Below are 24193 nucleotides of genomic sequence, written 5' to 3'. Positions count from 1 at the left end.
GCGGCGCCCGCACATTCACCGCTGCGTGCCGTTGCTCACAGCCCAAGCCGGTATTGCGGGTCGGTAAAGCGCCAGTTCAGCGTCAGTTCAGGGTGTCGAGCAGTGCCTGCATCAGTGTTTCCTGCAGCCATGTGACGAAGTTGTACACCAGGGCCAGGTAGCCGTCCACGTCCTGTGCCTTGGACGGGTCCGTTATGTCGTGCAGCCGTTCAGCGTCCTCATCGTCGGCCAGGCCCAGGCGGTCGCCCAGGACCAGCCGGACGTCGTTCAGGGCGCGGGCAAAGAGCCGGGCCTGCTCCGCGTCCAGCCGCAGCGGGCCGGTTTCCAGCTGCAGGGCAGCCGCGCGCAGGGCCGCCTGCTTCGATTCGCGCAGGCTGCGTTCGGTGAACCGGCGGAATTCCAGGGCGTCGTCTTCCGCCTCGGTGCCGTTAGGCAGCAGCCGCAGCAGCGCCGGGTCCTCGGGGGCGGCGGCGGACGGGTCGATCCCCACCATTGCCGCGAGGGGATCTGCGTCCGCTGCGGTGTCCGGTTCCAGCAGGGACTGCACATCGGCGAAGAGCTTGCGCAGCAGGTCCCGCTCCCCCGGTTCCAGGTTGGCGGTGATGCCCTTGCGGGTGAGCTTGAATCCGGTTGCCACGATATCCGTTCTGTTGTGCGTTTCGTCAGCAGCTGTTGAAGTACCGGTGCCTGTTTAAGGGCCCGGGAGCCGGCTAAGCTGCGTCCGCCTTCTGGAAGGTGGCCCACAGCCCGTAGGAGTGCATCGCCAGTGTGTCGCGTTCAGCGGCCTCCCGGGAGCCGGTGGCCACCACCGACTTTCCGGCCTGGTGCACCTCCATCATGAGCCGGTGCGCCTTGGCCTCCGAGTAGTTGAAGTAGCTCTGGAAGACGTAACTGACATAGCTCATGAGGTTCACCGGGTCATTCCACACGATCACCACCCAGGGGACGTCCACGGCGGTAAGGGATTCGGTCTCCTCACGTATCAGGGTGTCCGTGCCGGGTGCAGTGCTGGTAGCCATGGCTTCAATTGTAGTGAGGATTCAGTGCCGAACTGCCGCGGCGGCGTCTTCTCCCCAATCGGGATAAGCGGGTTAGAGTTTTGCCTGTGAACAGTCCCGCCGCTTGGCATTCCCCAAACTCCGCCCTGTATACGGATCATTACGAGCTGACCATGCTCCAGGCCGCCCTGCATTCGGGCACGGCCTCCCGCCGCTCCGTCTTCGAGGTTTTCGCCCGGCGCCTGCCCGACGGCCGCCGCTACGGTGTTGCTGCCGGAACCGGCCGCATCCTGGAAGCCCTGGAAAACTTCCGGTTCGATGCACCGCAGCTGGATTTCCTGGCCCGCACCAACGTGGTGGACGAGCGCACCCTCGCCTGGCTGGCGGATTTCCGTTTCTCGGGCAACATCTACGGGTACGCCGAGGGCGAAGCCTATTTCCCGCAGTCGCCCCTGCTAATTGTCGAGTCCAGCTTCGGGGAAGCGTGCATCCTGGAAACCATGCTGCTGTCCATGCTCAACCATGACAGTGCCATCGCCTCTGCCGCCTCCCGCATGACCTCGGCCGCAGACGGCCGCCCCTGCATTGAAATGGGCTCGCGCCGCACCCATGAGGAAGCAGCCGTGGCCGCAGCCCGGGCCGCGGTAATTGCCGGCTTCAACAGCACATCGAACCTGGAAGCAGGCCTGCGCTACGGACTCAAGACCGTAGGCACGGCGGCGCACTCGTTCACCCTGCTGCACGACTCCGAGAAGGAAGCCTTCACGGCGCAGACCGCTGCCCTGGGCATGGGTACCTCGCTGCTGGTGGACACGTACGACGTCGAACAGGGCGTCCGCAACGCGGTGGAAGTGGCCGGACCGGCGCTGGGCGGCGTCCGCCTTGATTCCGGGGACCTGGTGGCGCAGGCCCGCTGGGTGCGGGACCTGCTCGATGACCTGGGCAACACCGGCACCCGCATCATGGTCACCTCCGACCTGGACGAGTACGCCATCGCGGCCCTGGCCTCGGCGCCGGTGGACACCTACGGCGTCGGGACCTCCCTGGTCACCGGCTCAGGCGCGCCCACCGCCGGCATGGTCTACAAACTGGTCAGCCGCGAGGGTGATGACCATGAGTTTGTTTCCGTGGCCAAGGCGGCCAAGAACAAGGCTTCGCGCGGCGGGCGCAAGTACGCCATGCGCCGGCTGAACGAACACGGCACGGCAACCGCCGAGGTGGTGGGAATCGGCCACGCCCCGGCCGACGACGGCAACGACCGTCCGCTGCTGCACCAGTTCGTTGCCGATGGAGAGATCCTGCCCGGCTGGACCGGGCCCGAGGCCGTCACGCGTGCAGCCCGGCGGCACGCAGAATCCCTGGCCGAACTGCCCACCTCGGTAAACCGCCTGCAGCGCGGCGAACCGGCAATCCCCACCGAATACGAGGAGTAAGCATGGCGCGTGCCCTGATCATTGTCGATGTACAAAACGACTTCTGCGAAGGCGGCTCGCTGGCCGTCTCCGGCGGAGCCGACCTTGCCGGTGAGATCACCGATTACGTGGAAACCTCGGCTGGCCGCTACGACCTGGTGGCCGCCACGCAGGACTGGCACATCGATCCCGGAGCGCACTTCTCCGAGACGCCGGACATGGTCAATTCCTGGCCGCGGCACTGCGTGGCCGGCACACCCGGGGCCCAGCCGCACCCTGACCTGGACACCGAACTGGTGGACGCCTTCTTCCGCAAGGGCCAGTACGAGGCGGCCTACTCCGGCTTCGAGGGCGTGCTGGCCCCGGACGTCGAGGTTCCCCTGGGTGAGCCCGAAGCGGAACCGGACAGCGGCGAAGAGACGCTGAGCCTGGATGACTGGCTGCGCGACAACGATGTAGACGAGGTGGTGGTCCTGGGCCTGGCCGCCGACTACTGCGTGCGTGCCACCGCCATGGACGCAGTGGCCGCCGGCTACACCACCGCAGTCATTCCGGAACTTTCCCGCGGCATCAACCGGGAATCCACCATGGCCGCCTGGGCGGAACTGGAAGACGCCGGCGTCGAGATCATCGACCTCTAGCAGCACACACACGGGGAAGGGGCGGGCCCCAATGAGTACCCCCCAACCACCCGGACACCGCGCGACATTCGCCCCGAGAACCGCGACCTCTCCCCGCACACCCCGGGGCACGGCCGGGACGCATATGCGTCCGGCCCTTCCACGCGTACACGGCGCTACTTGCGCCCGATGAACCAGTCCTGCAGCTTCTTCAACCGCTTGTTCAGCTGCTCCTCGTTGGCCTGGGCCACGGGCGGTCCGCCGCAGATCCGGCGCAGCTCGCTGTGCACCACCCCGTGGGGCATGCCGGAACGGGCGGACCAGGCGGAAACGTTCTTGGCCAGTTCTCCCCGCAGTTCGGTGAGCCGGCGGTGGTCCACCACCTCCGGGGCTTCCGCCGGCGGCGCCTCAGCCGCCCCGGAACGGCGGCCCCTGCGCGAGAGCTGCTCATGCTGGCGCTGGCGCAGCAGCGTGCTCATCTGGTCTGCGTCCAGCAATCCTGGAATCCCGAGGAAGTCCTGTTCCTCCTCGCTGCCCAGCGCTCCGCCGGTGCCGAACTCGCCGCCGTCGAAAAGCACCCGGTCAAACGACGCCTGGGACTCCAGCGCCTCGAACTTCTGCTTGGTCAGCTCACCGGACGCCTTCTCCTCCCGGTTCGCGGCCTCCATCAGGCTGTCCTCCAGCCCGAAGCCTTCCTCTTCCAGATGGTTGTCCGGCCGGTCCAGGGCGTGGTCGCGTTCCACTTCCATCTGGTTGGCCAGCGCCATCAGGTTCGGCACCGAGGGCAGGAACACCGAGGCGGTCTCCCCGCGCTTGCGGGCACGCACAAAGCGGCCCACGGCCTGCGCAAAGAACAGCGGGGTGGCCGTGGAGGTGGCATACACCCCGACGGCGAGGCGCGGCACGTCCACGCCTTCGGACACCATCCGCACCGCCACCATCCACCGCTGCGTACCGGCGGAGAACTCTTCGATCTTCTCCGAGGCCTTGGCATCGTCGGAGAGGATGACCGTGGGAGACTCCCCCATGATCTTCTTCAACCAGCCGGCGTAGGCCCGCGCGTCGTCGTGGTCCGTGGCAATCACCAGGCCGCCGGCGTCGGGCACGGACCGGCGGACCTCGGTGAGGCGCCGGTCAGCCGCGGCGAGTACGGCCGGAATCCATTCTCCGGTGGGGTTCAGTGCCGTGCGCCAGGCCTGGGCCGTAATGTCCTTGGTGACGGCGGCCTCGCCCAGCGACGCCGCCATCTCGTCTCCGGCGCTGGTGCGCCAGCGCATCTGGCCGGAGTAGGCCATGAACATCACCGGCCGGACCACATGGTCCTTGAGCGCCTGGCCGTAGCCGTAGGTGTAGTCCGCCTTGGACCGGCGGATCCCGTCCCGGTCTTCGACGTACTCCACGAACGGAATGGCGGCAGTGTCCGAACGGAACGGCGTACCGGTGAGGGACAGCCGCTTGGCCGCCGGTTCGAAGGCCTCGCGGATGCCGTCGCCCCAGGACAGTGCGTCGCCGCCGTGGTGGACCTCATCCAGGATCACCAGGGTGCGGGCCGCTTCCGTCTTGGCGCGGTGCAACATGGGCTTGGACGCCACCTGGGCGTAGGTGACGGCCACACCGATGAACCCGTGGCCGTGCCGGCCGTCGGCGTTCTTGAAGTTCGGGTCGATGGCCAGGCCAACCTTGGCGGCGGCGTCGGCCCACTGCCGCTTCAGGTGATCGGTGGGCGCGACGACGGTAATCCGGTTAACGATGCCGCGTTCCACAAGTTCGTTGGCCACCCGCAGCGCGAAGGTGGTTTTACCGGCGCCGGGGGTGGCCACGGCCAGGAAATCGCTGGCATTGGAAGCAAAGTACTTCTCCAGCGCTTCGGCCTGCCACTGGCGCAGCTTCGGGGCGGTACCCCAGGCGGCACGTTCAGGATAGGCGGGCGGCAGGGAAGCGCCGGCGCCGAAAAGCGTTTCGGAACTCACGCTGGGAACGCAACCTTTCCAATTTCTCGATTGGTTGTTGCCGTACGGGCGCCGGACGGGGACAGCTCAAAGCACCTGCCGGCAGGGGCAGGCGTCAACACATAGGTCATGCAGGCATCAGGACTAACTGCCTTCAGCAGAAGAAGGCTGGGAAACGGGCGGTCAAGACGGCCGGACGGACGTATTACTTTTTGCCCTTGGGGTTGTCGCCCTCGGGGCGCAGGCCCTCATAGATTTCCTTGCAGGTGGGGCACACCGGGAACTTCTGCGGATCCCGGCCCGGGGTCCAGACCTTGCCGCACAGGGCAATAACCGGTTCGCCGGACAGCGCGGACTCCATGATTTTTTCCTTGCGCACGTAGTGGGCAAAGCGTTCGCTGTCACCGGGCTCCAGCTCTTCACGCAGTTCTTCGCGCTCGATGGTGGCCGTGGAGGTCCCGTTGTCATCCAGGCGGCGGGGATCGTTCTCGAAAGGATCTGGGGGCAGGCTCATGGACACCATCTTAGTACCCGGCACCTACTTGTTGACGGAGACCTGCTGCAGCAGTTCCGGACCCCGCGCGTCCAGCCAGCGGCCACCTACACGGATCCCGGCAACCAGCAGCCCGCCGCCCAGCACCAGCCCTGCGGCCAGTGTCACAACACCCCAGAGCGTACTGCCGGTAACCACCGCGGCAACCGCTGGTGCCAGCACCGGCAGCAGCAGGGCGAACAGGACCATGCTGAAGACACCCTGGACCAGCAGGGACCGGCCGGTGGACCCCGGCGGTGTCTTGAAGGCGTTTTCACCCGGCAGCGGCACGTTGTAGGTGTACCGCGCAGAAACGACGCTGGACACGCCCAAGCCCGCCAGCAGCGCGCCCAGCCCCACGCCGAGGGACGGCAGCACCAGCTCCGGCCGGCCGGTCAGGAACCCGGGCAGCACCGCCGCCAGGAGAACTGCCGGCACGGCAAACACGGCGCAGGCGAGGGCGCGGCCTGCCCGGTCCGCCCGGCCGCTCACGCCGGTGGACAGGTGCAGGGCAAAGGCGGTGTTGTCGTACGCGACGTCGGCGTGGAGCGAAAAGCCCAGCAGGAACCCGATCAGCGGAGCAAGCAGCAAGGTCACCAGCCAGGTGCCGTTGCCCTCGTAGCTGTTGGATCCGAAGACCAGGACCACGGCGAGCAGCGGCACAACCAGCAGCGAGGCGCTGTACCGCGGGTCGCGCAGCCAGTAGATCATGGCCCGGGCGGCAACAGCGCCGGACGGCGTGCCCGGGAACCGGGCGAACAATCCCAGCCCACCGGCTTTGCCCCGGGCCGCTGCGGCCTGCGGCGGGTTGACCAGGGCGCGCTGCAGCAGCAGCTTCCAGGCCACTACCAGCGCCGCCAGGAAGGCTATACCGATGAGGGCCTTGGCGGCCGCGGCGCCGTAGTTGCCCAGGGCCACGTCGCCGGGCACGGACCACACGGCTCCGAGCGGTGTCCAGGACAGGCCGGACGCCAGCCGGACAAGGAAGTCCCCGCTGGAGGCAATGCCCTCCCCCACAGCGGAAATGATGGGACCCAGCAGGACCAGCGGGATGATCAGGAGCATCGTGCTCGCTTCGCGGAACCGGCGCGAACCGGTCAGGGACACCGCTGCAGAAACCGTGACGCGCGCTGCAACCAGGCAGGTGAACAACGCGGCCGCGGCCATCACCAGTGCTGCGGCCAGGGCGGCCGGTGAACGGTACCAGCTCAATGCCTGTGCCAGTACGGCCAACGCCGTGGCGGCGCCGGGGATGCCGATGAGCCCGCCCACGGCCAGCCCCACCAGCAGCTGCCGCATGGGAACGGCGTACGTGGTAAAGCGGGCCGGATCCAGGGTCAGATCCAGCCCGGAAAAAACGACCGGAATGAGCGCCCAGCCAAGGATGGCGGCGGAACCGGCAAGCACGACGGCGGTGCGCGCCAGTGCCGGGTCCGCGCCGACCACGAACAATGCGGCCAGCAGGAAGGCCAGCAGCCCCAGGGCGTAAAGGGCGCCGAGGATGATCCCTACCAGCTGCCACGGGCTGCGGTGCAGCGAGTTGCGCAGCAGCAGCAGCTTCAGTCTCAGAAGGTGCGCAACCATTCCAGCCCCTCCGAGTGTGTACGGCCTCCCACGAGGGAAACAAAACGTTCTTCCAGGCTGGTGCCTCCGCGTACTTCATCCACGGTGCCCGCCGCCAGCAGGTTTCCGTTGGCCACCACCGCAACGTGGTCGCACATCCGCTGGACCAGGTCCATCACATGGCTGGACACAATTACGGTTCCGCCGGAGGAGACGTAACCGGAGAGGATGTCGCGGATGTTGGCGGCGGAGACCGGATCCACCGCCTCGAAAGGTTCGTCCAGGACCAGCAGCCGCGGTGCGTGGATAAGCGCGGAAGCAAGCGCCACCTTTTTGGTCATGCCCGCGGAGTAGTCCACCACCAGCTTGCCTGCATCCGCGGTGAGGTCCATCGCGGCCAGCAGGTCCTTGGTGCGCGAAGCCACCGTGTCCCGGTCCATGCCGCGCAGCAGGCCGGCGTAGGCCACCAGCTGCTCGCCGGTCAGCCGGTCGAAGAGCCGCACGCCGTCCGGCAGGATGCCCATCAGCCGCTTGGCTTCCAGGGGGTGGGCCCATACATCGGTGCCGTGCACCGCCGCAGTGCCCTGGTCCGGGCGGAGGAGCCCGGTGGCCAGGGACAGCATGGTGGTTTTGCCGGCGCCGTTGGGGCCCACCAGCCCGTAGAACGAACCGGCGGGCACGTCCAGGCTGATGCCGTTCACGGCCACCTTGCCGCCGAATCTTTTCGCGAGGCCACGCACCGCCAGGGCGGGGGCCGGTCCTGGTGTTTGGGTCATGGGACCAGATTAACGCCGGGACGGGCCGGAGTGCTCCGCACAAAGGACCAGATTCACGCCCGTGTCCCCGGGGGAGGCTCCCTCCCGGGGACTACCTGCGCCGGCTGATCTGGATGCACCGGGCGGGCGGCGTGCCCTAGAAGCCGCCGGGCCGGGCGGCCCGCTCATACTGGGGCACCCAGGGCAGCTTCGCGTCCAGCTCGGCCGCGGCTCGCATCCACCAATGCGGGTCGCGCAGGGCGGCCCGGGCAATCAGGACGGCATCCGCCGAGCCGGCCTGCAGCACCTGCTCGGCCTGCGCGCCGGTGTCAATAAGCCCGACGGCGGCCGTGGGAACGGACGCTCCGCGGCGGACAGCCTCCGCGTATTCCACCTGGTAGTTCGGTCCTACGGGAATAACGGCACCCGGAACCGCTCCGCCGGTGGACACGTCGATGAGGTCCACTCCGTGTTCCCGGGCCTGCCGGGACAGGACCACCGAAGATTCAGCGTCCACTCCCCCGGGCATCCAGTCCGTGGCAGAGATTCGCAGCAGCAGGGGCATGGACTCGGGGATGACCGCCCGCACCGCGTCAATGACCGCCAGGGTCAGCCGGTTGCGTCCGTCTTCACTGCCGCCCCATGCATCGGTGCGTGTGTTGACCAGCGGGCTGAGGAACTGGTGCAGGAGGTAGCCGTGTGCACCGTGGATTTCGATGGTGTCGAAGCCGGCGTCCACCGCGCGGACCGCTGCGTCGGCGAAATCGGAGATGACCCGGCGGATGCCGGCCTCGTCCAGTTCGACGGGCGCGGCGTAGGTGCCGAACGGGTCCGCTGTGGGACCCACCGTCTGCCAGCCGCCGTCCCCGAGGGGAACGCTGCCGTGCCCGGCCGCAAAGGGAGCATAGGTGGAGGCCTTCCGGCCGGCGTGGGCCAGTTGGATGCCGATGCGTGCGTCCACGGCACCGTGCCGGTGCACGAAGTCGGTGATGCGGCGCCAGCCTGCAGCCTGCTCGTCATTCCATATACCGGCATCCTGCGGACTGATCCGGCCCTCCGGACTGACGGCAGCAGCTTCGGTAATAATCAGGGCTGCACCGCCGGCGGCAAAGGAACCCAGGTGCATCAGGTGCCAGTCATTGGGCACACCCGGCGCGTTGGCGGGGTCCGCGGGATTCACGGCGTCAGCTGAGTACTGGCACATGGCGGCGACCCAGCCGCGGTGGGCCAGCTCCAAACCGCGCAGGGTGATCGGGTCAAAAAGCGATGGTGTATCCACGGAAAAAGCGCCCTTCCTAGAACAGTGCCCGGGCGAGGGCGGAACGGGCCTTAGTGACCCGCGGATCGGATACACCCACTACTTCGAAGAGATCCAGCAGCCGCAGCCGGGCTGTCTCCCGGTCCTCGCCGCGCACCCGCCCGATTAGGCCGGTGATGCGCCGGAAGGCGTCCTCAACGTGCCCGCCGGCAATGTCCAGGTCCGCCACGGCCAGCTGGGCCTGCACATTGTCGGGCTCCTCTGCACCTGCACGGCGGATCCCGTCGGCGTCCACCCCGCGCAGGCGGGCCATCAGCTCCACTTGTGCCAGGCCGGCCTTGGCTTCTGCGTCGGCAGGCTGCTCTGCCAGCGCCTTGCGGTAGGCGGCCGCGGCGGCGTCATAGTCCTCGGCATTGATGGCGTCGAAGGCTTCCTGGTGCAGCGGAGGCAGCGGGGCCTCTTCGGCCGGCGTTTCAGGGGCAGCCCCGTCCAGGGCGCCGTTGACGCCGTTGGTAGCGGCAACCTGCATCAGTTCGGCAACGACGGCGCGGATCTGTTCTTCGGGCAGGGCCCGGTCGAACAGGGGAACCGGCTGGCCCTTGAGCACGGCTGCGACGGTGGGAACCGCAATAGCCTGGAAGGCCTGGGCGATCTGCGGATAGGCGTCAACGTCAACGCGGGCAAGCAGCATCCTGCCGTTCTGCTCCACGGCGACGGCGGCCAGGACCGCTGAAACATTCTGCGACTCGGCGCTGGTATGCGAATACAGGTCGATGACCACCGGCACATCAGCGGAAAGCTGCACCACCTGCGGGAAGGTCTGCTCCGAAACCTCCACAACAAAGGGTGAGGAAGCGGGGGCGGCGGCTGCCGGGCCGGAGCCAGGGGCGGCGGCTGCCGCAGCGGGCGGGGCGGCGGAACGGGCCTTGAGGGCGGAGAGGTCGACTGCACCCCGCAGATTCACAGGTGAGGGGGCCGCCGGCGACGGGCGGTGGTTCGGTGTGCTCATTTCTTCACCTTATTACGCCGCGCCCCGTCACCGGCAAGCCCGTGCCCGCATCCCTGCCGGCGGCGCGGGGCTTGCCCCGGATCCCTTGCGCTTCGCCGCCTCCGCAGCTACTTCAGGGTTGCGCCCAACAGCTGCTGGGCGGCACCCACCACCTGCGCCTGGCTGTTGCTCCCGGCGGCAGGAACGTAGACCATCACCGCTTCACCGTGGCGCACGTCAATGCCTGCACCGGTGTTGGCCTCGCCGGTGAGCGACTGGTACACGGTCCCTTCCAGGTTGATCGAGTCGCCGGCTTCCTTGGGGGTGCTGGAGAACGTGTTGGCGAGGTAGCCGAAAACGATGGCCCCGCCGTCGGCCGTGCGCAGCGCGTGCGTAGCCGAGGGCTCGGCAGTGTGCGTAAACGTGTTCGTGGCGAACTCGTTCTTGGGGTCGGTCTTGACCTGTTCCTGGAACTTCACTACGTCCTCGGTGAACCGGTTTCCGGCGAATGTTGCCTTGTTGTCGCCCTGGGGGTTGGTCAGCGAATCGGCGAGGGCGGCCACGGCCTGCTGCGGGCTCATCAGGAGACCGTTGGCGGAATCGGCCGGAATCTGGTCAGCGCCGGTTCCGGCGGCAGGGGGCTGAGGGAACGTGCTCGCCGGAAGCATCTGGACGGCTGATACAAGCTTGTAGTTCTCGCGTGCCGAGGCCTGGACCAGCAGGAGCGCCTGCGGCACAGGGTTGGCCTCGCCCTGGGTGACGGCAACGATGGTCCGGGGCCAGCTGTCGGTGGCGGCAACTGACTGGGTCCGCAGAGTCTGCGCAGCCACCGGAACCGGAGCTTCGTGATCGGCGGCCTTCGCAGCCACCGCATAGTTCGCCTCGCGCAGGGCATAGGCGGAGCCGCCGACGCGGGGTGCCAGCGCGGTCGCGTCCTTCGCCGCATCGCCGGCCTCAACGGTGCCGGCGACGTCGGCAAGGATGCGTTCCAGCTGCGAATCCAGCACAACCGGGCGGGTGCCTGCTGAACCCTCTTCCGCCAACGCGGGGGCGGGGGTGGCCACAAGTACCAGCGCCGCGGCGGCAGCTGCCGCCATGGCCGGACGACGGCGTGCGGGGGCATGGGCGGTGAAAGCAGAGGTGGAGCTGGGTGACTTTTCGGCGGGAACAGAACGGTTGTCCGGGCCGGCGCTGCGGCGGCCGCCGCGGCGCGGGGTGTCACCGCTGCGCAGGAAGCCCAGGGCAAGGCCGAGGACCGCCAGCAGTGCACCGAGCACAATTAGCGGAACGGCAAGCGGCCGGCTGGCGTCACTTTCCCAGGTCAGCGTCACGTCGCCGGGAGCAGCAGCGGTGCCGTCGGTGGCCAGCAGGATCTCCCAATCGCCCGCAGCCGGCGCCTTCCAGTCATAGGACAGCTCGCCCTCCCCTGCTTCCTCTACTACCCAGAGGTCGGAACCGGCAGGATTCGGGGTCTTCGCCTCGCCCTGTTCGGAGGCTGCGGCCAGCTCGTCGCCGTCTGCGGCTTCCAGCCGGTTGGCGGCGGCTTCGCCTACCCACGCTTCGACGTCGTTGGCCCGGCCAACCGCCAAGGTGAAGGGGGCATCCTGGCGGACCGTGATTTCCACGCCGTCCGGATAGCCGGCCAGCAGTTCCGCGTCGAGGACGGTCACCGGTGCTTTGGCGTCGCTGACGGCAGCGGACGCCGATTCGGTCTCCGGGGGCGCCCAAATGGTGCGCTGCCCAATGCCTACCAGCATCAGCAACACCCCAAGGACGATCAGCGGAACTGCAAATTTGTTTCGCACAACTTACCTATCTTCAGTCAACGACATCTCTGGGCGGCCGCATCCCTGCCCCGGGCAGGCGGGAGCGGGGCCTCTTATACGGCGGCCCCGGCGCGGCGGTTTATTAGTTGTCCTGGCACTTTATAACCCAATGGTAACGAAATCCCGTTCCACCTCCCATTCGCGCCGCCGGCGCCCGCTGCTGTCCGGGTGCGGGGATGCCGCCGAGGATGCGGGAGGAACGGACCGCAAAGGGCCACGGCTGATAGGGTTTCGCAACGTACCAAGAGGCAAAAACAGCAGAGGGAGAGCGTACGCAAATGAGCGAGAACGAGGACGTGCCTGTCCACGCACCGCTCCCCGGACCGGCGGCGAAGGGACCCCGCACGGCAAACCCCGATTCAGCGGAGACCGGCGGTACCCGCGGGGCAGCGGGGCGGACGCGGATGCCCGGGTTCCTCTCCACGGCATCGGACCGGGTGCGGTATAGCCTGCGCCACGGAGTGCCGGGCGCCCGGCCCCGGCGGCGCTTCGAGTTTCCGCCGGAGGAAACGCCCGAAGTCGTAGTGGATCCGGAGGTCCGGCTGCCGGATGAACGCCTGAGCATCAGCGGTGCCGAGCATGCCGAACCCGACGTCCACAGCCTGCGTACCCATCCCATTTACTTCGGCTTTATGCTCACCGTGGGCGTGGGGCTGGCCCTGCTGCTGTACTTCGTCATCACCAACGTGGGCGAGTTGCTGGTGTGGATCGGGGCCGCGCTCTTCATTGCCCTGGGGCTGGACCCGGTGGTCCGCTGGCTCGCGGCCCGGCGCATCCCCCGCCCCGCAGGCATTGCCATCACGGTGCTGGTGCTGGCCGGCGTCGTCGCCGCCTTCTTCGCAACACTGATTCCCACAATCGTCAGCCAGACCTCGGAAATTATTTCCAAGGCGCCGGGCTACGTCGATAACTTCCTGGCCTCGGACTTCTTCATTAACATTGACCGGCAGTTCAAGGTACGTGACCGGATCGACGAGGAGGTCACGAAGTTCTTCTCGAACGGTGATGCCGTGGGCGGGGTGTTCGGCGGGGTCCTCAGCGTTGGCACCGTGATTGCCAACGGCCTGTTCGGCGCGTTGATCATCCTGGTCCTGACCCTGTATTTCCTGGCCTCCCTGCCCTCCATGAAGAAGTGGGCCTACCGGCTCGCCCCGCGCAGCCGCCGCCGGCGGGTGGAAGCCCTGTCCGAGGAAATCACCGGCAGCGTGGGCAACTACGTGATTGGCCAGGGATTCGTAGCCCTCCTCGACGCCACCTACGCGTTCATTGTGATGACGATTACCGGGGTGCCGTTCTCGGTGCTGCTCGCGTTCCTGGTGGCGCTGCTGGCCTTCATCCCGCTGGTGGGTCCGCCCATCGCGCTGGTCCTGGTGTCACTGGTGGCACTGACCGTGGGGTGGCAGACGGCCGTCGTGTTCGCCATCCTGTACATGGCCTATCTGCAGTTCGAAGCGTATTTTGTTTCGCCGCGGGTGATGCAGCGCGCCGTGGCGGTGCCCGGGGCGGTGGCCGTCATCGCGGTGATCGCCGGCGGTACCCTGCTGGGCGTCCTCGGCGCACTCATCGCCATTCCCACTGCGGCGGCGATCCTGCTGCTGCTCAAGGAAGTCTTTATCGCCCGCCAGGACCACCACTAGTATCGGCGGCGGATCCGCCAGCAGTGGCTGTGCCAGTGCCGGCGGCCCTCCACTGCCGCCTGCCGGCCCAGCAGCGAGTCCTCCTGCCAGACCACCAGGTGCGGAGTTCCGGGCGGAATGACCTGCCCGCAGCCGGGGCACCGATAGTCCTTGGCAGCGTTCTTGGCGGTGATCTGCCGCACGGACCATTCTCCGTCGGGGCCGCTCTCATGGTGCGGAATTCCGGCGCGGGTACGCTCCAGATCCATGTCCGGGGCCGCAGCGGCCCACTTGCGCCGGGCATTCCTTCCGGCGGGGCTGCCGGCGGCGGGCGCGCGGCGGGGACGGTTGGAACGGGGCATGTAAGTCATTTTGCCGCAGATGAGCCGGTAAAGTGCAACTGTGCGTTTAGTAATAGCCCGCTGCTCCGTTGACTACGTCGGCCGCCTCCGTGCCCATTTGCCCCTGGCCGTAAGGCTCCTGATGGTCAAGGCCGACGGTTCCGTCCTGATCCATTCCGACGGCGGCTCCTACAAGCCGCTGAACTGGATGAGCCCTCCGGCCACCATGCGCAGCGTGGAACCGGACGATACGGATGCCGAAGCCGGTGTCACGGAAGTATGGAACGTCCAGAGCGCCAAGACCGACGACCGCCTGGTGATCAGCATCCATGAGCGGTTCTCCGACGTTTCCCATGACCTGGGCGTTGACCCCGGACTCATCAAGGACGGCGTGGAAGCGGACCTGCAGCGGCTGCTGGCCGAACAGATCAACCGCCTGGGCGAGGGCTACACCCTCATCCGCCGCGAGTACATGACGGCCATCGGTCCCGTGGACATCCTGGCCCGCGATTCCTCCGGTGCCACGGTGGCCGTGGAGCTCAAGCGCCGCGGCGACATCGACGGCGTCGAGCAGCTGACCCGCTACCTTGAACTGCTCAACCGGGATCCGCTGCTGGCTCCGGTCAAGGGGATCTTCGCCGCCCAGCAGATCAAGCCGCAGGCCCGGGTGCTGGCCGAAGACCGGGGCATCTCCTGCCTGACCCTGGACTACGATGCCATGCGCGGAGTGGATGACCGGGACTCCCGTCTTTTCTGAGCCTGCAGTTGCGCGGCTGCCCCGCCGGCTCAGGGCATGCCTAGAATCGGTGCATGACTCCTACTGCGCCTTCCGCAACCCGCGGCTATCTCCGGGGCACCGTCCTCACTCCCGACGAGCCGGTTTCCGACGGCGTGCTGGCCTTCGAGGGCGACCGGATTGTGTATGCCGGACCAGCGTCCGGATTTGATGACGCCGGGTGGCCGGACCCGGTGGCGGTCCCCCCTGGTGCGCTGATCATTCCCGGCCTGGTGGACCTGCACTGCCACGGCGCCCTGGGCTCCGACTTCGCCACCGCCGGCCCCGACGGGATCCGGCAGGCGGTATCCTTCCTGCACGCCTCGGGGACCACTTCCCTGCTGGCCAGCATGGTCACCGGATCCCGCCAGTCCCTCCTGGCGGCCGCGGAGCGGCTGGGCGCCCTGGCCCGCGAGGGGCTCATTGCGGGCATCCACGCCGAGGGGCCCTTCCTCTCGCCGGTGCGCCGGGGTGCGCAGGACCCCGAGTACCTGCTCGCTCCCGATCCGGATTTCGTGGATGCGCTGGTAGAGGCTTCCGACAGTGAGCTGGTGACCATGACCTACGCTCCGGAGCTTCCAGGGGCCGAGGACCTGGTGGACAGGCTCATCCTGCGGGGCGTCACCCCCTCCCTGGGCCACACCGACGCCGACGACGCCACCGCCGCGGCGTCGCTTGCGTGGGCCCGTGACGAGATGGACGAGGCCGGGTTTGACGGCTACGCACCCCGCCCCACCGTGACGCACCTGTTCAACGGAATGCCGCCGCTCCACCACCGCTCCCCCGGGCCTGCCACTGCCTGCCTGCGGGCCGCACGGAAGGGCGACGCCGTGGTCGAGGTAATTGCCGACGGCGTGCACATGGACCCGGCCATGGTGCGGACCGTCTTCGAGCTGGCAGGCGCCGGCAACATAGCCCTGGTCAGTGATGCCATTGCAGCTACCGGTCTGCAGGACGGCAGCTACCGGCTGGGCAACCTGGCCGTGGAAGTCCGTGCCGGTACCGCCCGCCTGGCCGGGGGTGGATCAATTGCCGGCGGCACGGCCACCCTGCTGCAGTGCCTGCAGCGGACCGTGGCTGCGGGCGTGCCGCTGCACGACGCCGTGCGCGCCGCAGCCGAGGTGCCTGCCGACGTGCTCCGGCTGGCGGACGAGGTTGGCGCACTTCGCCGGGGACTGCGCGCCGACGCACTGGTGCTTACACCCGATCTTCAGCTGCACGCGGTGCTGCGGCTCGGCTCCTGGCTGGACGCCCCGGAAACTCCGAAAACTGGGAAAAATAGTTGAAAATATTTCGTTTCCGGCATTGACCCCGGAAATCGGTTATGCCACTCTATTACCAAGTCTTTGTGTAGGTGTATTTCATGCTCGCAAGACCGTTGCGAGCGAGAAGCTCCTCAAGGAACTGCTGAACGGCAAGAACTTGGGCTTTCTTGCTTCAGTAACATAACCCGGCACGAAGCGTGCAGGTAAGTTCCATTTATGAGGAGAAACAATGGCTCAGGGTACCGTCAAATGGTTTAACGCCGAAAAGGGCTTCGGCTTCATCACCCCGGACGACTCCGACGGCGACGTCTTCGTCCACTACTCCGAAATCCAGACCAACGGATTCAAGACCCTCGACGAGAACCAGCGCGTTTCCTTTGAAATCGGCCAGGGCGCCAAGGGCCCCCAGGCCACCGGCGTCACCGCCCTCTAAGGACCGCGTTCCCTTCGGGACAACAGTTTTGCAGCAAACGTAAAAGCCCCCGGCAGCTGCCGGGGGCTTTTACGTTTTCGAGGGTTCGTCCTTTATCCGCGGCGGCGCACCACATTGGCGCCCAGGCCGCGAAGGTTTTCCATAAAGTTCTCATAGCCGCGGTCGATATGCTCCACGCCGCGCACCTCGGTAGTTCCGTCTGCCGCAAGACCGGCAATAACCAGCGCAGCTCCGGCACGAATGTCATTGGCTACAACCGGCGCAGCGGAAAGCATCGGCACGCCCTGGATAAGGGCGTGGTGGCCGTCCAGCCGGACCACTGCCCCCAACCGGGCCAATTCCGATGTAAAGCCCCAGCGCGCTTCAAACACATTCTCCGTCACCATTCCCGAACCGGCTGACACCGCGTTCAGGGCCACCACAAACGGTTGCAGATCGGTGGGGAAACCCGGATAAGGCAGGGTCGATACATTGATCGGTTCCGGCGTGGCCGGACCCTTCACGGAGAACCAGTCCTCCCCCGTGCTGACCTCGCAGCCGGCCTGGACCAGTTTGTCCAGCACCACGGCCAGAGCCGATGCATCTGCGGACCGTACTTCGATTTCGCCCCCGGTGATCGCCGCCGCAAACGCCCACGTTCCGGCAACAATCCGGTCCGGCACGGTGCGGTGGACCACAGGATGCAGTGCGTCGACGCCCTCGATGACCAGCGTGTTGGTACCCACGCCGGTGATCCGGGCACCCATCGCATTGAGCATCTGCGCAATGTCACTGATCTCCGGTTCGCGCGCAGCGTTGTCGATCACCGTGCGTCCGCGGGCCAGGGTGGCTGCCATCATCAGGTTTTCCGTGGCGCCCACGCTGGGGAAGTCCAGGATGTGAGCCGCGCCGTGCAGGCCTTCCGGCACCGACGCCACCAGGTAGCCATGGTCTATCCCGATCGAGGCGCCCATCAGCTCGAGTCCGGAACGGTGCATGTCCAGTCCGCGGGAACCGATGGCGTCGCCGCCGGGCAACGCCACCTCGGCGCGCCGGCACCGGGCCACCAGCGGGCCAAGTACGGAAATGGAGGCCCGCATGGCACGGACCAGGTCATAGTCGGCCTGGTGGCCCAGCTCCCGGGGCACATCCACCGCCACGGACGCGGCGTCGACGTCGTAGTCCACTGTGCAGCCCAGCCGGCGCAGCAATTCGGCCATGATCCAGACGTCCTGGATGTTGGGCACGTTGGTGATGACCGACCGCCCCTGCGCGAGCAGGGTTGCGGCCATCAATTTCAGGACGCTGTTCTTCGCGCCGGGAACAGTGACGGCGCCGCGCAGGGTGGACGGACCGGTAACAACAATGACGTCTTCCATTACTCCATTCTAGGTGGAGCCGGCGCACCGTCCGGGCCGCCAACAGTGCCCGGACAGCACAAAAGGCACAGGGGAATCCCTGTGCCTTTGATGCTTGGGCTTTGGCCGGCCGGTGCTACCGCCAGGTGCCGATGCCAACTACGGGGCCGGCTTCGATCCAGGACGACAGTCCGGTGTAGGCCTCATAGTTCATGGCCACCAGGACAGCGCTGCCCTCGTAATTCAGCCGTACCACTACGGCGCCCGGCTGGATGCGTGCGCGCTCGGCCTCGGTGGGTTCGCGCCAGCCGCCCATTTCCAGCGAACTGCGCAGGAAACGGTAGGGCGGGCGCGGACTCAGTGATACGAGCCGCAGCCACTCCAAGTGGGTGTCCGTATAACGGCAAACCCCCATCCGCCACCCGCCGGGCGGGAAGCAGATGGAGGCATCAAGAGTCCCCAGGGTGCGCCGCAGCTGACTGCGGCGCACCCAGAAAAGCAGTACTGCGAGGACAAGCAGCCCGAACAGGGCAGCCAGCGCAATGAACACGTAAGAACCGTCCATTGGTGGGGGTCAGCGGATCCCGGCGGTTGCTTCGTTGGTCACCTTCGCATTGTCGGCCACAATGACCACGCGGTTGTTGTCCACGGAGAAGAAACCACCGTCGACGCTCACCTCAATGCGGGAGCCGGAAACCGGCTCAATGGCCAGTCCACCCTCAGCAAGGATGGCCAGCACCGGCGAGTGGCCGGGAAGGATCCCGATCTCGCCGTCGCTGGTGCGGGCCTTGACCATCTTCGCCGCACCGGACCACACGAAGTGGTCGGCTGCGACAATCTCAACCTGGAGTTCAGCAGTGTCCGCCATGGGGCTCACTTCCCGGTCTGCTCTTGGATCTTCGCCCACTGACGCTCGACATCATCCATGCCGCCGACGTTGAAGAAGGCCTGCTCGGCGATGTGGTCCACGTCGCCGTCGCAGATGGCCTTGAAGCCCTCGATGGTGTCCTTGACGGAAACCGTGGAGCCTTCGACGCCGGTGAACTGCTTGGCGGTGTAGGTGTTCTGCGAGAGGAACTGCTGGATACGGCGTGCACGCGACACGACGATCTTGTCCTCTTCGGAGAGTTCGTCGACACCGAGGATGGCGATGATGTCCTGCAGTTCCTTGTTCTTCTGGAGGATCTGCTTGACGCGGATAGCCGTGTCGTAGTGCGCCTGGCCGACGTACTGCGGGTCGAGGATGCGCGACGTCGAGGTCAGCGGATCCACGGCCGGGTACAGGCCGCGGGATGCGATTTCACGGGAAAGTTCCGTGGTCGCGTCCAGGTGGGCGAACGTGGTGGCCGGGGCCGGGTCGGTGTAGTCGTCAGCAGGGACATAAATGGCCTGCATGGACGTGATCGAGTGACCCTTGGTGGACGTGATGCGCTCCTGCAGCAGACCCATCTCGTCAGCCAGGTTCGGCTGGTAGCCCACGGCGGAAGGCATGCGGCCGAGAAGAGTGGAAACCTCGGAACCTGCCTGCGTGAAGCGGAAGATGTTGTCGATGAAGAGCAGCACGTCCTGGTTCTGCACATCGCGGAAGTATTCCGCCATGGTCAGGCCGGAGAGGGCCACGCGAAGGCGCGTTCCCGGCGGCTCATCCATCTGGCCGAATACAAGGGCCGTGTCCTTCAGGACGCCTGCCTCTTCCATTTCAACCCAGAGGTCGTTGCCTTCACGGGTACGCTCGCCAACACCAGCGAATACCGAGGTACCGCCGAAGTTGCGGGCAACACGGGTGATCATTTCCTGGATCAGAACGGTCTTGCCGACGCCGGCGCCGCCGAACAGGCCGATCTTTCCGCCCTTGATGTACGGGGTCAGGAGGTCGATCACCTTGATGCCGGTTTCCAGCATCTCGGTGGAGCCCTCGAGGTCCGCGAAGTTCGGTGCCTTGCGGTGGATCGGCCAGCGCTCGGAGATTTCCAGCTTGTCAGCCGGAACGTCCAGGGGCTCGCCCAGCACGTTGAAGATGTGGCCCTTGACGCCGTCGCCTACGGGCACGGAGATGGGGGCACCGGTGTCGACCACGGCTGCGCCGCGGACCAGGCCGTCAGTGGCCTGCAGGGAGATTGCACGGATGAGGTTGTCGCCCAGGTGCTGGGAGGTCTCAAAGGTGATGGTGCGGGTTTCGCCGTTGACCGTCAGTTCGGTGGTCAGGGCGTTGTAGATGGTGGGGATTGCGTCAGCCGGGAATTCGACGTCGACAACCGGGCCAATGACACGGGCGATACGGCCTGTGGCGCCCGGTGCTACGGAGGTTGCTCCGTGCTCGGCAGTTTGGGCAGTCATCTCTCTCACTTCACTCAGTTAGATGGCGTGTGGACTAAGTTTTGTTTTGCGTTGGAGCTTCTTGCGGCGGTTGCTGCTGGTTAGGACGCGCTGAGCGCGTCTGCTCCGGCGACAATCTCCGAAAGCTCCTGGGTGATTTCAGCCTGACGGGCGTTGTTGCGAAGTCGCGTGTACTTCTTGATCAGGTCCGTGGCGTTATCCCCTGCGGCCTTCATGGCGCGCTGGCGGGCGGCAAGCTCGGAAGCTGCGGCCTGGAGCATGGCTGCGAAGATGCGCGACTCGATGTAGCGCGGCAGCAGTGCGTCCAGGACCTTTTCCGGCTCGGGCTCGTATTCGTAGAGAGGCAGGAACTCAGCGGTTGACTGGGCTTCTTCCTCTACTACCTCCAGCGGCAGCAGTCGGATGACCGCAGGTTCCTGAATAACCATGGACTTGAAGCGCGTGTACACGATGTGGATTTCGTCCACGCCGCCGTCTTCGTAGGCCGTATTGAAGTCATCGAGGAGTGCCTTGCCGATTTCTCGGGCTGTTTCGAACTCGGGTGCGTCGGTACCGCCGGTCCAAACCCGTTCCACGGAACGGTTGCGGAAGTCGTAGTACGCCTGCGCCTTGCGTCCGACAAGGTAGGTCTTAACTTCCTTGCCCTCTTCACGGAGCAATTCATTAAGTGCTTCGCCCTGCTTGAGGACACCGGCGGAGTATGATCCGGCAAGACCGCGGTCGGAGGTCATGATGACCACGGCTGCGCGCCGGATCTGCTCCGGTTCGGTGGTCAGCGGATGATCGATCTCCGACTGGGATGCCACAGCAGAAACGGCACGGGTGATCGCATTGGAGTAAGGCAGTGACGCAGCCACACGGGTGCGCGCCTTTCCAATGCGAGAGGCAGCAATCAGCTCCATCGCCTTGAAGATCTTCTGCATCGACGTGGTCGACGCGATCTTCTGGCGGTAGACCCGAATTTGGGCTCCCATACTTTTCCTTTCAGTTCCTAGCGTTCGAACTAGGGGCTAAGGCAAGGGCCAAGGGTCCGCTGCCGGGCGGTGTGCCCGGCAGCGGAGGTCCAAAGCCGTTAGCGCTTCTGCTTGACGATCTTTTCCTGGTCTACGGCTTCCCCGTCCAAGGCGGAGGTTTCTTCGTGGCCGGCGGCAACCATGCGGTTGTCACCTTCGCCGAAGAAGCCCTGCTTGAAGTTGGTGATGAGGGTCTTCATCTCATCAACCGTGGAGTCCTCGAGCTTGTTCGTCTCGGCCAGGACGGTCATGACGGACGAGGAGTGGCGTACGTGCTCCAGGAACTCGGCCTCGAAGCGGCGGACGTCCTCAACGGGAACGTCGTCCAGGTAGCCGTTGGTGCCCATCCAGATCGATACGACCTGGTCTTCCACCGGGTACGGGGCGTACTGGCCCTGCTTGAGCAGTTCCATCAGGCGTGCGCCGCGGGTCAGCTGCTGGCGGGAAGCCGCATCCAGGTCCGAAGCGAACATGGCGAATGCCTGCATGTCGCGGTACTGGGCCAGTTCCAGCTTCAACGTACCGGAGACCTTCTTCATGGCCTTCTGCTGTGCGGCGCCACCAACACGCGACACGGAGATACCGACGTCGACGGCGGGGCGCTGGTTGGCGTTGAAGAGGTCCGACTGGAGGAAGATCTGGCCGTCAGTGATGGAGATGACGTTGGTCGGGATGTAGGCCGAGACGTCATTTGCCTTGGTCTCGATGATCGGCAGGCCGGTCATCGAGCCGGCACCGAGCTCGTCGGAGAGCTTGGCACAACGCTCCAGCAGGCGGGAGTGCAAGTAGAAGACGTCGCCCGGGTAGGCTTCGCGTCCCGGCGGGCGGCGCAGCAGCAGCGACACGGCGCGGTAGGCTTCGGCCTGCTTGGAGAGATCATCAAAGATGATCAGGACGTGCTTGCCCCCGTACATCCAGTGCTGGCCGATGGCCGAACCGGCGTACGGTGCCAGGTACTTGAAGCCGGCCGGGTCGGATGCCGGGGAGGCCACAATGGTGGTGTACTCCATGGCGCCCTTGTCTTCCAGCGTGCGCTTGATTTCAGCGACGGTGGAAGCCTTCTGACCGATGGCGACGTAGATGCAGCGAACCTGCTTCTGCACGTCGCCGGAGTCCCAGTTGGCCTTCTGGTTCAGGATGGTGTCCACGGCAATGGCGGTCTTACCCGTCTTGCGGTCACCAATGATCAGCTGGCGCTGTCCGCGGCCGATCGGGATCATGGCGTCGATTGCCTTGAGGCCGGTCTGGAGCGGCTCATGGACCGACTTGCGCTGGGTAACGCCCGGTGCCTGGAGTTCCAGGGCACGGCGTGCCTCGGCCTGGATCGGGCCCAGGTCATCCATGGGCTCGCCCAGCGGGTCGACAACGCGGCCCAGGAAGGCATCGCCTACGGGTACGGACAGGACTTCACCGGTGCGGTGAACTTCCTGGCCTTCTTCGATACCGGCAAAGTCGCCAAGTACAACGACACCGATTTCACGGGTGTCAAGGTTCTGGGCCAGGCCCAGCGTGCCGTCCTCGAACCGAAGCAGCTCATTCGCCATAACGGAGGGCAGGCCCTCCACACGGGCAATGCCGTCGCTGGCGGTGGTTACGCGGCCAACTTCAACGCGCTCTGCGTTTCCGGGTTCGTAGGACGCCGCGAATTCATTCAACGCATTACGGACGTCGTCGGCGTTGATGGTCAATTCGGCCATCTGCAGTCCCTGCTCTCCTATGTTGTGATCATCGCTTGAAAGCCGATGACCGTGATTGGTACTCAATTGTTTCTCCGGCCGTTTCCGGCCGTGACGTGACTAGACAGCGAGCTTTCGGCGAAGTTCAGTCAGGCGTGTTGCAACGGTGGAATCAACTACTTCATCCCCCACTGTGACACGGATGCCGCCCAGAATCGCCGGGTCCACGTTGACGTTGATCTTCAGCTCGCGGCCATACAGTCCGTTGAGAGAGGACTGCAGACGCTTCTGCTGTTCCTGCGTCAGCGGACGGCTGGACTGCACTTCGGCAATCCACCGCTGCTGCCGGGCAGCTACCAGTTCCATGAAGCGGGTGACCAGTGCCGAGGGCCGCAGGCCGCGCGGGGCGGTCACTGCCTGCCTGATCAGCACCTTTGCTTCAGCGCCCGCGCCCGGTACCAGCTTCAGCGCCAGTTCGGAACGCGCTGCGGCCGAAGCCTGCGGTTCCTGCAGGGCACGCTGCACCTCATGGTTGGCTGCAACGGCCTGGTTGAAGCGGAACAGTTCGCTTTCCAGGGCCTCGAGCCCGGCCAGGCCGGGACCCTTGTTTTCCGCTACAGCGGAAACAACCGTTGCACCCAGGGTTTCCAGGGCATCGCCGAGGTCACGCGCAGTGCGCCACCGCGACTCCACCAGAGAAGCAACGAGCTGCTCGGCGCTGGTCGAAACCTTGCCGCCTACCAGCTTCGAGACCAGGGCTGCCTTGGCGGAGGCTTCACGAGCCGGATCCGTCAGTGCGCGGACCAGACCGGCGTCGCTGTCCAGCAGGCCAAGAATTCCAAAGAGTTCCTCGGCCAGGGACGCAGTGGCGCCGGGAAGCATGCCTTCCAGCTTCGTCTGTGCCGCGGCCAGGGACTCGCTCGATATACCTGCCATTACTGGACCGCACCTGCGTTCTGGGATTCCAGGTCGTCAAGGAAGCGGTCAACTACACGGGCAGCACGGGCATCGTCGGCGAGGGACTCGCCTACGATCTTGCCGGCCAGCTCCGTGGCGAGGGTGCCCACTTCGCTGCGGAGGGAAACGACAGCTGCCTGGCGCTCCGCCTCAATGGCGACGTGGGACTGTTCCATGATGCGGGCGGATTCGGCGCCTGCCTTGGCCTTGAGATCAGCGAGGATCTGGGCGCCTTCGGCGCGTGCTTCCTCACGGATCCGGTTGGCCTCGGTGCGGGCATCGATCAGCTGCTGCTTGTATTCATCCAGGGCCGCGCTGGCCTCGGCCTGTGCGGCTTCGGCCTTCTTGAGTCCGCCTTCGATGGCCTCGGTACGCTCTGCGTACGTCTTCTCGAACATCGGGACGACGAACTTGACCACGATGAACATCAGCACAGCGAAGCCAAGCAGTGTTACGAGGATCTCCCAGATGTTTGGGATCAGAGGATTCGCGCCTTCTTCAGCGGCGAGGATTAGTGCCTCGTTCATTTCAATCCGTCCTAT

Annotated in this window: 24 protein-coding genes; 6 read left to right on the top strand and 18 right to left on the bottom strand. The window is 66.0% G+C overall.

Annotated features, from left to right (window positions below; translation table 11 throughout):
* Positions 1-82: 82 nt before the first annotated feature.
* Together LOC57_RS15935 and clpS are read right to left on the bottom strand one after the other, a co-directional pair.
* Positions 83-637 (bottom strand): DUF2017 domain-containing protein, encoded by a 555-nt coding sequence (locus tag LOC57_RS15935; RefSeq protein ID WP_229960894.1) that lies wholly within the window; start codon positions 635-637, stop codon positions 83-85.
* A gap of 73 nt (positions 638-710) precedes the next feature.
* The gene (gene clpS, locus LOC57_RS15930; RefSeq protein ID WP_227913867.1) at positions 711-1019 is read right to left on the bottom strand and encodes an ATP-dependent Clp protease adapter ClpS; all 309 of its coding nucleotides are present in this window, start codon (positions 1017-1019) and stop codon (positions 711-713) included.
* A gap of 86 nt (positions 1020-1105) precedes the next feature.
* On the opposite strand from clpS, the gene LOC57_RS15925 reads away from it, so the two are divergent.
* A complete protein-coding gene (locus LOC57_RS15925) occupies positions 1106-2431 on the top strand; it encodes a nicotinate phosphoribosyltransferase (RefSeq protein WP_227913866.1) in 1326 nt (441 codons plus the stop codon).
* A gap of 2 nt (positions 2432-2433) precedes the next feature.
* Positions 2434-3051 carry a nicotinamidase gene (locus LOC57_RS15920; RefSeq protein WP_229960892.1) on the top strand — a complete coding sequence of 206 codons (618 nt, stop codon included), beginning with the start codon at positions 2434-2436 and terminating at the stop codon, positions 3049-3051.
* Between the two features lie 155 nt (positions 3052-3206).
* Here the strand turns inward: LOC57_RS15920 and LOC57_RS15915 are convergent, their stop codons facing one another.
* The 7 genes from LOC57_RS15915 to LOC57_RS15885 all read right to left on the bottom strand — a co-directional run bounded on the left by LOC57_RS15915 (position 3207) and on the right by LOC57_RS15885 (position 11880).
* A complete protein-coding gene (locus LOC57_RS15915) occupies positions 3207-5000 on the bottom strand; it encodes a DEAD/DEAH box helicase (protein WP_227924892.1) in 1794 nt (597 codons plus the stop codon).
* A gap of 184 nt (positions 5001-5184) precedes the next feature.
* Positions 5185-5493 carry a DUF3039 domain-containing protein gene (locus tag LOC57_RS15910; RefSeq protein WP_227918249.1) on the bottom strand — a complete coding sequence of 103 codons (309 nt, stop codon included), beginning with the start codon at positions 5491-5493 and terminating at the stop codon, positions 5185-5187.
* Positions 5494-5517: 24 nt separating this feature from the next.
* A complete protein-coding gene (locus LOC57_RS15905; RefSeq protein WP_229960890.1) occupies positions 5518-7095 on the bottom strand; it encodes a transporter in 1578 nt (525 codons plus the stop codon).
* Positions 7077-7850 carry an ABC transporter ATP-binding protein gene (locus LOC57_RS15900; RefSeq protein ID WP_227913862.1) on the bottom strand — a complete coding sequence of 258 codons (774 nt, stop codon included), beginning with the start codon at positions 7848-7850 and terminating at the stop codon, positions 7077-7079. The genes LOC57_RS15905 and LOC57_RS15900 overlap by 19 nt, the downstream gene beginning before the upstream one ends.
* Before the next feature lie 136 nt (positions 7851-7986).
* Positions 7987-9108, bottom strand: coding sequence for an NADH:flavin oxidoreductase/NADH oxidase (locus LOC57_RS15895; RefSeq protein ID WP_229960888.1), 1122 nt, complete (start codon positions 9106-9108; stop codon positions 7987-7989).
* Positions 9109-9124: 16 nt separating this feature from the next.
* Positions 9125-10096, bottom strand: a complete 972-nt coding sequence (locus LOC57_RS15890) for a co-chaperone YbbN (protein WP_229960885.1) — start codon at positions 10094-10096, stop codon at positions 9125-9127.
* 107 nt (positions 10097-10203) lie between these two features.
* Positions 10204-11880 (bottom strand): hypothetical protein, encoded by a 1677-nt coding sequence (locus LOC57_RS15885; protein ID WP_229960883.1) that lies wholly within the window; start codon positions 11878-11880, stop codon positions 10204-10206.
* 299 nt (positions 11881-12179) lie between these two features.
* On the opposite strand from LOC57_RS15885, the gene LOC57_RS15880 reads away from it, so the two are divergent.
* On the top strand, positions 12180-13538 hold the full coding sequence (locus LOC57_RS15880) for an AI-2E family transporter (RefSeq protein WP_442860293.1): 1359 nt from the start codon (positions 12180-12182) through the stop codon (positions 13536-13538).
* On the opposite strand, the gene LOC57_RS15875 is transcribed toward LOC57_RS15880, so the two are convergent.
* Complete coding sequence (locus tag LOC57_RS15875) at positions 13535-13879, bottom strand: hypothetical protein (RefSeq protein WP_227913858.1); 345 nt, start codon at positions 13877-13879, stop codon at positions 13535-13537. The genes LOC57_RS15880 and LOC57_RS15875 overlap by 4 nt on opposite strands.
* 40 nt (positions 13880-13919) lie before the next feature.
* On the opposite strand from LOC57_RS15875, the gene nucS reads away from it, so the two are divergent.
* The 3 genes from nucS to LOC57_RS15860 all read left to right on the top strand — a co-directional run bounded on the left by nucS (position 13920) and on the right by LOC57_RS15860 (position 16331).
* Complete coding sequence (gene nucS / locus LOC57_RS15870; RefSeq protein ID WP_227913857.1) at positions 13920-14615, top strand: endonuclease NucS; 696 nt, start codon at positions 13920-13922, stop codon at positions 14613-14615.
* Positions 14616-14668: 53 nt separating this feature from the next.
* Complete coding sequence (locus tag LOC57_RS15865; RefSeq protein ID WP_227913856.1) at positions 14669-15919, top strand: N-acetylglucosamine-6-phosphate deacetylase; 1251 nt, start codon at positions 14669-14671, stop codon at positions 15917-15919.
* 208 nt (positions 15920-16127) lie between these two features.
* Positions 16128-16331 (top strand): cold-shock protein, encoded by a 204-nt coding sequence (locus LOC57_RS15860; RefSeq protein WP_146361532.1) that lies wholly within the window; start codon positions 16128-16130, stop codon positions 16329-16331.
* A 92-nt stretch (positions 16332-16423) separates the two neighbouring features.
* On the opposite strand, the gene murA is transcribed toward LOC57_RS15860, so the two are convergent.
* The 8 genes from murA to LOC57_RS15820 form a co-directional block, all read right to left on the bottom strand.
* Positions 16424-17689 (bottom strand): UDP-N-acetylglucosamine 1-carboxyvinyltransferase, encoded by a 1266-nt coding sequence (gene murA, locus LOC57_RS15855; RefSeq protein WP_227913855.1) that lies wholly within the window; start codon positions 17687-17689, stop codon positions 16424-16426.
* Positions 17690-17804: 115 nt separating this feature from the next.
* Positions 17805-18233 (bottom strand): DUF2550 domain-containing protein, encoded by a 429-nt coding sequence (locus LOC57_RS15850; protein WP_227913854.1) that lies wholly within the window; start codon positions 18231-18233, stop codon positions 17805-17807.
* Between the two features lie 9 nt (positions 18234-18242).
* Positions 18243-18536, bottom strand: a complete 294-nt coding sequence (locus LOC57_RS15845) for a F0F1 ATP synthase subunit epsilon (protein WP_227913853.1) — start codon at positions 18534-18536, stop codon at positions 18243-18245.
* Positions 18537-18541: 5 nt separating this feature from the next.
* Positions 18542-20005, bottom strand: a complete 1464-nt coding sequence (gene atpD, locus LOC57_RS15840) for a F0F1 ATP synthase subunit beta (protein WP_227913852.1) — start codon at positions 20003-20005, stop codon at positions 18542-18544.
* Positions 20006-20085: 80 nt separating this feature from the next.
* Positions 20086-20979 carry a F0F1 ATP synthase subunit gamma gene (locus LOC57_RS15835; RefSeq protein ID WP_227913851.1) on the bottom strand — a complete coding sequence of 298 codons (894 nt, stop codon included), beginning with the start codon at positions 20977-20979 and terminating at the stop codon, positions 20086-20088.
* 98 nt (positions 20980-21077) lie between these two features.
* Complete coding sequence (atpA, locus tag LOC57_RS15830) at positions 21078-22715, bottom strand: F0F1 ATP synthase subunit alpha (RefSeq protein ID WP_227913850.1); 1638 nt, start codon at positions 22713-22715, stop codon at positions 21078-21080.
* 99 nt (positions 22716-22814) lie between these two features.
* Entirely contained in the window at positions 22815-23630 is an 816-nt protein-coding gene (locus tag LOC57_RS15825) for a F0F1 ATP synthase subunit delta (protein WP_227913849.1), read from the bottom strand.
* A complete protein-coding gene (locus LOC57_RS15820) occupies positions 23630-24178 on the bottom strand; it encodes a F0F1 ATP synthase subunit B (RefSeq protein ID WP_227913848.1) in 549 nt (182 codons plus the stop codon). Before LOC57_RS15820 ends, LOC57_RS15825 begins: the two co-directional genes overlap by 1 nt.
* Between the last annotated feature and the right edge of the window lie 15 nt (positions 24179-24193).

Source organism: Arthrobacter sp. zg-Y750 (assembly GCF_020907365.1).
Classification (GTDB): Bacteria; Actinomycetota; Actinomycetes; order Actinomycetales; family Micrococcaceae; genus Arthrobacter_B.
The sequence above is the reverse complement of the archived record's forward strand: the minus strand, read 5'-3'. Positions and strand labels throughout refer to the sequence as shown.

Bases quoted from the DNA above. Each gene is read 5' to 3' on its own strand.
- LOC57_RS15835 (WP_227913851.1), bottom strand. From the start codon at position 20,979: ATGGGAGCCCAAATTCGGGTCTACCGCCAGAAGATCGCGTCGACCACG.
- LOC57_RS15890 (WP_229960885.1), bottom strand. From the start codon at position 10,096: ATGAGCACACCGAACCACCGCCCGTCGCCGGCGGCCCCCTCACCTGTG.
- LOC57_RS15920 (WP_229960892.1), top strand. From the start codon at position 2,434: ATGGCGCGTGCCCTGATCATTGTCGATGTACAAAACGACTTCTGCGAA.
- LOC57_RS15860 (WP_146361532.1), top strand. From the start codon at position 16,128: ATGGCTCAGGGTACCGTCAAATGGTTTAACGCCGAAAAGGGCTTCGGC.
- LOC57_RS15865 (WP_227913856.1), top strand. From the start codon at position 14,669: ATGACTCCTACTGCGCCTTCCGCAACCCGCGGCTATCTCCGGGGCACC.
- LOC57_RS15900 (WP_227913862.1), bottom strand. From the start codon at position 7,850: ATGACCCAAACACCAGGACCGGCCCCCGCCCTGGCGGTGCGTGGCCTC.
- LOC57_RS15825 (WP_227913849.1), bottom strand. From the start codon at position 23,630: ATGGCAGGTATATCGAGCGAGTCCCTGGCCGCGGCACAGACGAAGCTG.
- LOC57_RS15905 (WP_229960890.1), bottom strand. From the start codon at position 7,095: ATGGTTGCGCACCTTCTGAGACTGAAGCTGCTGCTGCTGCGCAACTCG.
- LOC57_RS15850 (WP_227913854.1), bottom strand. From the start codon at position 18,233: ATGGACGGTTCTTACGTGTTCATTGCGCTGGCTGCCCTGTTCGGGCTG.
- clpS (WP_227913867.1), bottom strand. From the start codon at position 1,019: ATGGCTACCAGCACTGCACCCGGCACGGACACCCTGATACGTGAGGAG.
- atpA (WP_227913850.1), bottom strand. From the start codon at position 22,715: ATGGCCGAATTGACCATCAACGCCGACGACGTCCGTAATGCGTTGAAT.
- LOC57_RS15845 (WP_227913853.1), bottom strand. From the start codon at position 18,536: ATGGCGGACACTGCTGAACTCCAGGTTGAGATTGTCGCAGCCGACCAC.
- LOC57_RS15910 (WP_227918249.1), bottom strand. From the start codon at position 5,493: ATGAGCCTGCCCCCAGATCCTTTCGAGAACGATCCCCGCCGCCTGGAT.
- LOC57_RS15820 (WP_227913848.1), bottom strand. From the start codon at position 24,178: ATGAACGAGGCACTAATCCTCGCCGCTGAAGAAGGCGCGAATCCTCTG.
- atpD (WP_227913852.1), bottom strand. From the start codon at position 20,005: ATGACTGCCCAAACTGCCGAGCACGGAGCAACCTCCGTAGCACCGGGC.
- murA (WP_227913855.1), bottom strand. From the start codon at position 17,689: ATGGAAGACGTCATTGTTGTTACCGGTCCGTCCACCCTGCGCGGCGCC.
- LOC57_RS15875 (WP_227913858.1), bottom strand. From the start codon at position 13,879: ATGCCCCGTTCCAACCGTCCCCGCCGCGCGCCCGCCGCCGGCAGCCCC.
- LOC57_RS15880 (WP_442860293.1), top strand. From the start codon at position 12,180: ATGAGCGAGAACGAGGACGTGCCTGTCCACGCACCGCTCCCCGGACCG.